The sequence below is a fragment of the Hallella faecis genome, from assembly GCF_018789675.1.
Classification (GTDB): Bacteria; Bacteroidota; Bacteroidia; order Bacteroidales; family Bacteroidaceae; genus Prevotella; species Prevotella faecis.
This window is the reverse complement of record NZ_JAHKBE010000073.1, coordinates 1-9,446: the sequence shown is the minus strand read 5'-3', so window position 1 is coordinate 9,446 and position 9,446 is coordinate 1. Positions and strand designations below refer to the sequence as shown.

Sequence of the window (9,446 nt, the reverse complement as noted above, 5' to 3'; positions counted from 1 at the left end):
AAGGCATACCCTCGTCTATAGATATTGAATTCTTAGAATTAAACGACAACCCCTATTTTATATACCACTCTTATCCAATGCAACTGTGACTTGACAAAAGTCTCCCAATCTATTGTTATGTCTTCTTCCATCTCTAATCAATTTTAAAGTTGTACAATGGTCGCAGACTGTCGCCTACAATCTCAAAAACCACAATGTCATGAGCGTACTCGTTGCTTCCCACTTTAGCGGAGAGGAAGAACACATAGGAGCGATTGCCGTACTCATCATCCAGACTTACTATCTTCTGCACTTCATGGTGGCTGTAATCATCATTAGGGTGAGCAAGTCGTAGCAAAGGTCTATGCTCCTCGTGCAATTTGCCATCTTCTGATTTGAATTTCACCACACAATCTATATCGGGTGCTGTTCCACCTTCACCGGTGTCATGCCAGATGGCTGTCACGAGACTGTCGTCAGAGACTATTGTATGGTAAGTCTCGATAGAGTCAGACATACTTGAACTCTTATCGAGACTTGTATCGGAAGACTTGTCCAAACATGAAGAGCATATAGACAATGCCAACAAGGCTATGCTACAAAGCTGGAGTATCCTTTTCACATTCCTCATAGTTTCCATTAGACATATATGCCCGTTTTAATTTTTCGTCTTCAAAATCACTCGTAAACATACATTCTGCCAAAACCTCACCATTATCCTCTGCGTATTCGGGGTCGAACACAAGTCCTGGGAGAGTAAGCGGTTCTTCCTGTTCATATATGTACGAACCGATATAGACGTATTCTTTGGGAGGTTCTACCTTATCTTTATCTAAAAATACATCTCTTTCGCGTGCAAAATCAGAGTACTCGTCTTCGTAACCTTCGAAATCGTTTAGTTCCCACACAAAGCAAAGCTCGTACATCAACCATTCGAAGAAGAAACGTTCGTTGTTTGCTTCAACAAAGTGGCTATGCGTATCCTCTTGATAAAACATAGGATATAACTTCGGCTCAAACATCCAATTCTGACTTACTTCTTTGACAGTTTCCAGAATTTGCTCTTTGATGTGCTTGCTCCAAAGGCTGGCAACGCAATAGGCATTGTCTTTCTTTACTTTCAGATATATTTTCATTTTCTTTTCGTTTAGACCTTTATTCTGATGGAGGAAAAATCTGATTGATTACGATTTTATTGCTGTCGTCAAGATACGCTCCGTCTATATCATAAGAAATAGAGACAAAATCATCACCTTCATCACTTGAATAGCAACCTATTCTTTCCCAAAATTCCTCGTGGAAGGCTTTCATTATCTTCTCGTATAGGTCTGGAGCCTTCTCCTGCAACCAAGGGTCGAACTTCTCCCAATAGTCCTCTTCCTCCATGTCTTTGAGAATTGTATCTTGGGCTTCTTTCCATAATGCCAGCAACTTATCCGCTTCCTCGTCAGAGAATTTGACAGTAGCTCCGTTATTATCCCAATTTATATATATTTCTACATCAATCTCTTTCATTGTCAGTTGTATTGTTTAGTTACTTTATGATTGATGACTTGCCAGCCACTCCTTGGCAAGAGTGGTGGCAAAGCCGTAGAAGTCTTTCTTGTGAGCATCTGACCGTAGCTCTTCGTTGTTTTGAAGAAACTCCAGCAGTTGTTCTCTCAACTCTTGGTCCTCAGTCCTTTCAAGAACCACTTTGATGAGTGTAAGTGCACCGTCGTCACCCCAATTTTTGCGTATCATATTCTTCGTCGTTTAGTTGTTTTCTTTTTTACGGATCTCTTGCAGAATAGCCTGGCGCATCCACCATACGGCATACGAGGCAAACTTGAAGCCACGCGACTTGTCGAACTTGTGGCTGGCACGTAACATTCCGTAACGACTGGCAGCAATGAGTTCTTCGTCAGAGAGTCCCTTGCCCACATACTGCTTTGCTACTGCCTTGACAAAGACAGAACCGAGTTCTGCCAACTCGTTCTCCGCATTGGAGTCGCCCTGCTGGATGAGGTCGATAAGACGCAAAGCCTCATCGTTGTCGATGATAGGCTTCTTTTCACTGTTTGTTGTTTCGTTTTTGTTCACCATATTTCTTAATGTTTAAAAATGTTGTCGCGCGAAATTTACCCTGTTTTTCTGAAATAAAAAAATCAGACCATAGAAAATCAACAAAAATTAACTTTTTGTTGCAATCTTAGTTGCAATCATGTCTTATTCATAGTGCCAACGAGAGTCTCTGTCTATTCTTTCGGAGTTATAAGACTATTGAAGTCGCGAGTCTCAAACTGAGCGGACTCATATCCCTGGATGTTAAAGTCTGGGTAATGGTTGTACTTGTTCTTTGGCACGATAATCTTTTCGAGAGATGTGCAGCCAATGAGCATCGTTGCGTTTATTTCACCAGCACAGCATGTCAATGACGGCTGCTCAAACTCAATCGTCTTTAGTGAAGTGCAGTCGGCAAACGCCATTCGCTCCACAATCTTCACATTCTTGTTTAGATATACAGACTCCAGATGCTTGCAATAAGCAAAGGCTCTGTCATAAATCCAGCACTTGCAGTCATCGCTTATCACGATGTTGAGACTTTTCAGACCGGAATTTCTGAACGCAGACTTGTCGATAATCTTCATGTGGCTTGGAATATTTATCTCTTCTAAAGCTTTGCAGCAAGCAAAGGCACCTGCTCTAATCTGGCGCAATGTCTCAGGTAAGGCTATTTCCTTTAAATTATCACAAAGACCAAAACACTCTTTCCCGATAAATTCTACTCCAGGCATTGTTATCTTGAAGAGTTCGTGGCAGCTTGCAAACGCTTCTTCGCCCAAGTCGACAACAGATGCTGGCAACACCAAATCATGAAGATTGTTAAGTCCTTGGAATGCATAGTCACAGATTGCCTTCACACCATCTTCCACTTCAAGGTACTCCGGATTGCCGAGTACTTTCAACAAACGAAGTCCATCCTCGCTGTAGATTGGTCCAGAACACTTATTGCGTCTGGCTTTCTTGATGAGTGCTTGATCTTCTTTTGTCAATCTTGTATTCATATCTTCTGTAGTATTCATATTCTTTACTTATATTGTCATAACTCTATTTTGCTTAAGAGAATAAAACTGGGTGCAAAGGTAATGCTTTTTTGCCTTTGCACCCAGTTTAGTTATTCGGAAGAACCGGAATGTGATGCCGGAAAATCAGGAATGGTGTAATTATCGTAGAGTTATATATATGGTTTTTATAGGTCTGCATTTACCCTTATTGTCCTTCTTGCACAATATCTTGATGCTATAATCGCCTTTTCTGACGTCATCTTTGTTTGGTATTTTCGGCTCAGTCATATTTAAACCATTCCAGTTTACCCCTTTTGCCTTATACAATTTCTTTGAATACAATTTCTTTGAAATAGCCATGAAGGTTGCCTTGAGCTTTGAGGCTAAGCTGCCTTCTTCTCCATTCTTATCAAGAAGACTGTTTGCCCATGCTGGCACAAGTACAATATTCCAGAAGTTGGTATAGTAGCGAGGGTCGTATGCTCGTCCCCACAAATGAGAGATGATATAGTTCTGGAAGATGTTATCTTTGCCTGCTCCAACAGTAAATCCGGTTTCGTTAGAGATGAGAGATCTGACGAAGTCATTACCGTCTTTCGAAAGCGTGACAGGAATTTTTATGTTACCCTCTATATAATAGGTGTTTCCGCCCATTTTTGAGTGGGAGTAACCTTCTTCTGCATCCTTGTCATTTTTGGTGGTTTTGCGGGCAGGTAAAGGAGTGTTTTCATTTTCCAAGTCCTTGATAAGTTTTTTCATTCTTTCAGCAACAATATCAGGATCAAAGAAATAAGACTGTTCAATAGCCCATTTTATGAATTTATCTTCGCCAATTTCGTTAGCCAAAGCTACAATGCCATCAATCTTTGCCAACATCGGCTTGTTGATAGCATTTCTATAGGTATTGTTGTTGTTGTTGTATGTACCTTTAACTTTAAGACCAGATAGGTCGGTCTCTAAGTATTTACGGAATAGCTTCAGGGCTGAGCACTTATCATTAAAAGTGTTCGTTCCGGTCATGGCAATAATTGCTTTCTTAAATTTTTCTGCTATATAGCTTATTCCTTCTACAATAGTTCTGGCGTACAAATAATCACCTTCTTTGAGCAAAGAGTCGACTGCTTCTATGAAGTCATAGCTCTTTGTAGGGTGTAGTATAGCTTTCTTTGCGAATTGTGACACCTCGTATTCGTATCCATCCTTTTTTACGTTCCATGGATAATTTTTCAAGTATTCGCAAATATCTTTCTGAACACTTTTCAGATTTGATACATAATTACGCGTAATGCCCTGTCCATTATACCATTTCGCAAACTCTATAAGAACAGTAAAGGTGTTGTTGTTTGTTGAATTTGCCATAATTCAATATCATTAAAATGTTAATATTATGTATATAAGAGTATTATTCTTCACTCACTTCCCTCAGCTTCTCCCACAGCTTCACCATTGCCAGTGTGTCGAGGCAGCAGTAGTCGAGCAATGCCCGACGAGCCTTCTTTTGCTTTTCTGGCTCCATAAACTGTATCTGAGGATAAATGCTCATTGCCTCGCCGCCATTCTGCACGCCACCACTGAGGTTGTGGTAGTCGAGCTCCGGATCATCGGGGAACAATGCGGGGAGCACCTTCTTGATGGAGAACGAGCCGTTCATGGCAGGCATATAGTAATAGCCGGCACGGAACGGGTCGAGAAGGTCTACGATGTGCGATTCGATGTTGAGAAGATGCGGCGCCAGGTCGGGGAATGCCTCTGCCAGTTCCTTCAGACGCGTACACTCGAAAGCCTTGTTGTAGGCTGTGGTGCAGACGTTGAGCGGGATGTCCTTGCAGAGTTGTTCTGCAAGAGCGCGGCGAGGGTCTTCACCCGATATGCCGAGAAACTCACGATGCTTCAGTTCGCCACCTTCGTGCTCGATGTAATGGAGCGAATACTGGAACGTGACCTGCTGGTATGGATGCGTGCCCTGATACTTCGGTATCACGGTCTGCTCGGTCTCGAAGTCGAGGAAATAAAGCGGATATGAGAGTTTCTTGAGAAATTCGCCGATGGCTTTGCGGTCGATATAGTTTGTGTCGTTCAATGTACATTCCAACTGTAGCTGCTGAATGTCGGTGAGCTTTTCCTGTCGCATATCTTCAAGCGACAAGCGGCCTGCGTCCATGTGTTCCAACGCCTTCTTGAAAGACATGCGGTACAGGTTGAAGACTGATGGTGAAGGTATGACATTGCGACTGCAATAGTTCCAGAACGCACATGCGTAGGGCTTGCGGCAATGTTCAGCCAGATGCTGCTTGGGTTCTGCGCCTTCAAGCACCTTCTTTGCGGCCTTGGTTTGGGCTGCGACTTTGGCATATTCTTCGGCAACGGCTTCGCTGATGTCGTTTATGCGGAAGAATCCCTTTACATCGAGTTTGCCGTCAAGTACATATTCGTTATCGATGTTCACAAGATAAGTGCCCGTTATGGTAAGCCCGCAGTTGGTGAGTACATATTTCTGATATGCCACATCCTGTGCATACACTTCCAGCTCCTTCAGGTCGGTACTGCTTTTCACCTCATAGATGGCATAGCCTTGGGGTGTCTTGTGCAGCAGGTCGACGGCGCAATAGCATCCGTCGTATATAAACGCCGCCTCGGCAATATTCTCAGCACCTTCGGCAAGGACTTTCTGTGTGGCTGCTGCCATCGCTCCGAGGTCGAGGCGCTGTGTTCCGTCGGCAGCTGTCTTATAGGTGGTTGCCTCCACGAAATCGCCGAACAGACGCTTAGCCAGTTCGCCCACTTCGGTGCCTGCGTCGAAACGTGCCTGCGTCAACGGGTCGATAACCATTTCTTCTGGTTTGTACTGCTTCAGCCACAATGCTTTGGGACATTGGCAATAAGTGATGTATTTTGATTTTGATAAATTTGCCATAGGCTTTTATATATTTATCTTAGTTATTTTTTGCGTATAATATGAAAATACGCTCAAAGTTACAGAATATTGATTAAAAGACAAAACAAATGTTCAATTTTTTGGCGGTAAAAGAACGGAAAAAGCGGTATAGGTATCTTGTTATTGATATGATACTGTTTATGTCGCAAGTTTCAACATCATTTCCTTCACTTGGTCGAAGCTCATGGGCTCATACTCTAATATCTCACCTGTCTCCTTAATCATGCGGTAGCGCAGATGGGTGCGGATATGTGAAATCCCTTCTGGACGATTCAAGTCGTTAATAGTAGGCTGAATGGTGCTCACTTGATGATATTCCACCTGACGATTATCCTTATCACTGCTTTCTTCCAACACAATATCTTCGTAAGTGGTGAGATTCTGCTTTGCCTCCTCTAACAAATCTTTCAAGGTGTCTGCCCAATTCTCGTTGCCCTCTATGCTGTCGTATATTCTGTCCATATATCCCTTGCCTTTGATGGCTTGGAACAGTTCGATGAGGTAAGCGAAACGCTTTTCCATACCATCTGCTATGAATATGTGCGCACGTTGGTGCCAGGAGTTGAAGGTAGATACGGCGAACGACTTCAACACCACTCGTCCATTTGGCAGCGTTGGAATATGAATAGGGTCAAGGCATAGCAGCACGACGTGCTTTCCCGACTCCTGGGCCAGTATTTCGGCAATGAGTACATGGGTGTTATAGTCTCTTGCCATAGTACATTTTATCACGACTACCTTCTGCGGCATTTTGGCGAGCGACATCACGCCAAGCTCAAAACGCATCAGTTCTACGGGGTCGAGCCTTATCCTTCTCACCATGCCTTTGCCATATATCTCCTCGCCCTTTTTGCATACAAAACGGGGCAGGTTGCGACTTCGTACACCACCGTAGAACACTACGAGCGGCTTTTTGCGTGGCATCAGAAGATATTCTTCCACCACATCCATTGTTTGGCTTGGCAATAATGTATGTAGTTTATCTTCTGGTAAGAGTAGCGAGATGCTGTTTTCTGCCGTCTGCTTGTCTACCACCGCTACTTCTCCGTTCAGACATTTCTCCGAGAATTCGCGAAAGAAGTCTCTATCAAGCAGCTTTGATACTTTCAGCAGCAAGTCGGTGTCGAGACTCGTCTTTCCGAATATCTCGTATGTGGCAGAGTTCGACTTGCACAGTTCTCTGGCAAAGGCTGCCACCGAAGGAAACTTAGCCTTTACCTCTTTCAGAATCTCTTGTCCTATATGATATTTCTCCATTGTTGTATTTTTTTATTCTGATGCAAAGGTATATCTTTTTCTGCCTCTGTCCACTATCGTCATTATCGGACAAACCGGAATGAAGTGTCGGAAAAACAGGAAAGATGTTAAACTACGCTATACCGATGACATCTATCTGGAATATGTCGTGAAATATACAGTTAGGTAAGGTTGTCTGTTAGCGTAGTATTCTGTCAAGAAGAAATATAAGGGTGCATTTCATTATAATTTAACGAAATGCACCTGAATAACATTGTCGTTATTGACTGCTTGCTAGGCAATCTTTTCAACTCCGACAACTTTGTTGCGACAACTGCCATTGGTAACATAGCTTGTTCTTTCCCATTTAGAGATAGCATCAGCTTCGCTTGAAGCGTCTACTGTGTAACAACTTCTGTTGCTATCCCAAGGACTTGCATTCTCAGACTTGAAATATACATTGTAACGTGGCATAAGTTTATGTTTTTATTCGTTCATGTCTACTTCCTATCGAGCGGTTCGAAATTCATCATTAGTGGCAGAAGCATAATCCTTTTCTTTTTCCATGGCCTTTATCTCTAATGATTTTTATTCTTGTTCATAATCCCATTCCTCAAACGCCGAGACATTAGCTTGTGGCTCTTCCTCCTTAGAATAGTCATTGGCGAGATATACCACAGGAAGCTTGGTCTCATACATCAAGTCTAAAGCATATTTAAGATATTCTCCTCTTAACTGTTCCATATAGCAGTGGAACAGGAAGAACTTGGTGTTCTCGTTGTATGTTCTAGGAATAATGAACTGTTCATCATCTCCAGACGGAGTGATCGTTTGGATTGTCCCAGCTTTATCTATGTAAAGTGCATGTCCGCAAGTCGCACAACCGTTCATCTCGCTGATAGCACGTCTTGCGTTGTCAATGTCGGGATTTGAATGAAACCATATAAGCACTGGGCGTATTGGTGAACTACCAACATACTCTTCGATAGTTTCAATAATGTTGTCCTTGTTAGTACTTTTCATATTCTGTCTTTTGTTTAAGTCAGACTGTATGTTAACAAAACAAAAAGGCAGCAAAGACTCTGCGACTGCACGATTTTATTCGCACGTCGTAGTGTCTTTGCTGCTTTGTCTTATGCTGTTGCCCATAGAGCCTGACTTCAAGGTTTGTGTCCTATGGCTCCGTTCGGACTGTTTCTTGTTTAGGTCGTGTACTTTAGTGTAAGCACGAAAAAGCGTGAAGCCCATTGTCGCTCGCTTCACATCTTGAAGTCTTCGAACTTACCCATCTGTCAGAAACGAGCAACGAGACCCCACGCCGATATGTATAGATACACTCCCATAGAGTCAGCTCTTTTGGGAGCAGACTAATGAAAGGTACGTATATTACATACCCATAGGCATCATCATTGCATGGCTTCGTGACAGATATTGAAGTGTTCGAAGTTTCAAGATGTCAGAAAACCAAGCGCCAATAACGCTTTTCTTATGTTTGCCCTCTACCAACCGTCACTTTTCAAGCGACTTCGGCGTAGGGCTACATGCCGTCATTGCACATAGAATGCAATTTAGCGTGCCAAAGTTACTAATTATTATTGGTATCGCAAAAAAAAGACCTAATTATTTTAAGTAGAGTTGACAAATAAAAAACATTGATGTTGTACAACATACTCTTAGACATAATCTTATTATCCGAACATTCCTTGTGCCTTTAAGTCTACATTCATCCAATCAGTATCATCGTTGTCATTGACTCCACTTAATACGCCACCCTACTAATTCTTATTCAGTTTGTTTATATATTCTTTGAGACTTTCTATTTCTCCATCTCGCTTGTCTATGGTTTCATGAAGTTCTTTTATGGTTGAATTTAGCACATCAATGATAGACTAAGCGTATGGACTTATCATCTTGTAACTGTCATTCTACATTAGTTTCTTTATATTATTTTCTGTCTCTTGCTCTTTGGCAACTCTATCTTCATGCTTTTTGTTGTTTGACTCCTTTAGAAGTCCATATCGCTTCATCCAGCGTTGAGCTGTAGATATGCTTGTTTTGTAATGTCTGGCGATTATTTCTTTCTTCTCTGCCTGTGTAATCTCTTCATCATACAAGCAAGTCAGATCTTCTGCACAACGTGGCTTGTTAATACTCTTCGGAGTTATTCTCTCTGTTTGTTTGCAGTGTAGATCTATAATCAATACTCTGTTAATTCTAACGTAATCGTTTGAAAATGAAGGAGTTAATTA

The 9,446-nt window shown here is 42.1% G+C and carries 10 protein-coding genes; all 10 read right to left on the bottom strand.

Going from position 1 to position 9,446, the window contains the following annotated elements; genetic code table 11:
- Nucleotides 1-133: 133 nt before the first annotated feature.
- Nucleotides 134-496, bottom strand: a complete 363-nt coding sequence (locus tag KM934_RS11725) for a hypothetical protein (RefSeq protein ID WP_215760788.1) — start codon at nucleotides 494-496, stop codon at nucleotides 134-136.
- Between the two features lie 79 nt (nucleotides 497-575).
- Entirely contained in the window at nucleotides 576-1,115 is a 540-nt protein-coding gene (locus tag KM934_RS11720; RefSeq protein WP_215760787.1) for a hypothetical protein, read from the bottom strand.
- 19 nt (nucleotides 1,116-1,134) lie between these two features.
- Nucleotides 1,135-1,494: a hypothetical protein gene (locus KM934_RS11715; RefSeq protein WP_215760786.1), complete on the bottom strand. Its 360-nt coding sequence runs from the start codon at nucleotides 1,492-1,494 to the stop codon at nucleotides 1,135-1,137.
- Nucleotides 1,495-1,518: 24 nt separating this feature from the next.
- A complete protein-coding gene (locus KM934_RS11710; RefSeq protein WP_215760785.1) occupies nucleotides 1,519-1,722 on the bottom strand; it encodes a hypothetical protein in 204 nt (67 codons plus the stop codon).
- A gap of 12 nt (nucleotides 1,723-1,734) precedes the next feature.
- Complete coding sequence (locus KM934_RS11705) at nucleotides 1,735-2,064, bottom strand: sigma factor (protein WP_215760784.1); 330 nt, start codon at nucleotides 2,062-2,064, stop codon at nucleotides 1,735-1,737.
- A 152-nt stretch (nucleotides 2,065-2,216) separates the two neighbouring features.
- Nucleotides 2,217-3,044 (bottom strand): leucine-rich repeat domain-containing protein, encoded by an 828-nt coding sequence (locus tag KM934_RS11700; RefSeq protein ID WP_215760783.1) that lies wholly within the window; start codon nucleotides 3,042-3,044, stop codon nucleotides 2,217-2,219.
- A gap of 141 nt (nucleotides 3,045-3,185) precedes the next feature.
- The gene (locus KM934_RS11695; protein WP_215760782.1) at nucleotides 3,186-4,385 is read right to left on the bottom strand and encodes a hypothetical protein; all 1,200 of its coding nucleotides are present in this window, start codon (nucleotides 4,383-4,385) and stop codon (nucleotides 3,186-3,188) included.
- A 43-nt stretch (nucleotides 4,386-4,428) separates the two neighbouring features.
- Entirely contained in the window at nucleotides 4,429-5,940 is a 1,512-nt protein-coding gene (locus KM934_RS11690; RefSeq protein ID WP_215760781.1) for a DUF2779 domain-containing protein, read from the bottom strand.
- A gap of 159 nt (nucleotides 5,941-6,099) precedes the next feature.
- Complete coding sequence (locus KM934_RS11685; RefSeq protein WP_215760780.1) at nucleotides 6,100-7,218, bottom strand: hypothetical protein; 1,119 nt, start codon at nucleotides 7,216-7,218, stop codon at nucleotides 6,100-6,102.
- Nucleotides 7,219-7,785: 567 nt separating this feature from the next.
- Nucleotides 7,786-8,220, bottom strand: a complete 435-nt coding sequence (locus tag KM934_RS11680; protein ID WP_022158474.1) for a hypothetical protein — start codon at nucleotides 8,218-8,220, stop codon at nucleotides 7,786-7,788.
- Nucleotides 8,221-9,446: the final 1,226 nt, after the last annotated feature.

Excerpts from the sequence above, each read along its gene's own strand:
- KM934_RS11725 (WP_215760788.1), bottom strand. The coding sequence starts at position 496 with ATGTCTGACTCTATCGAGACTTACCATACAATAGTCTCTGACGACAGT.
- KM934_RS11720 (WP_215760787.1), bottom strand. The coding sequence starts at position 1,115 with ATGAAAATATATCTGAAAGTAAAGAAAGACAATGCCTATTGCGTTGCC.
- KM934_RS11715 (WP_215760786.1), bottom strand. The coding sequence starts at position 1,494 with ATGAAAGAGATTGATGTAGAAATATATATAAATTGGGATAATAACGGA.
- KM934_RS11710 (WP_215760785.1), bottom strand. The coding sequence starts at position 1,722 with ATGATACGCAAAAATTGGGGTGACGACGGTGCACTTACACTCATCAAA.
- KM934_RS11705 (WP_215760784.1), bottom strand. The coding sequence starts at position 2,064 with ATGGTGAACAAAAACGAAACAACAAACAGTGAAAAGAAGCCTATCATC.
- KM934_RS11700 (WP_215760783.1), bottom strand. The coding sequence starts at position 3,044 with ATGAATACTACAGAAGATATGAATACAAGATTGACAAAAGAAGATCAA.
- KM934_RS11695 (WP_215760782.1), bottom strand. The coding sequence starts at position 4,385 with ATGGCAAATTCAACAAACAACAACACCTTTACTGTTCTTATAGAGTTT.
- KM934_RS11690 (WP_215760781.1), bottom strand. The coding sequence starts at position 5,940 with ATGGCAAATTTATCAAAATCAAAATACATCACTTATTGCCAATGTCCC.
- KM934_RS11685 (WP_215760780.1), bottom strand. The coding sequence starts at position 7,218 with ATGGAGAAATATCATATAGGACAAGAGATTCTGAAAGAGGTAAAGGCT.
- KM934_RS11680 (WP_022158474.1), bottom strand. The coding sequence starts at position 8,220 with ATGAAAAGTACTAACAAGGACAACATTATTGAAACTATCGAAGAGTAT.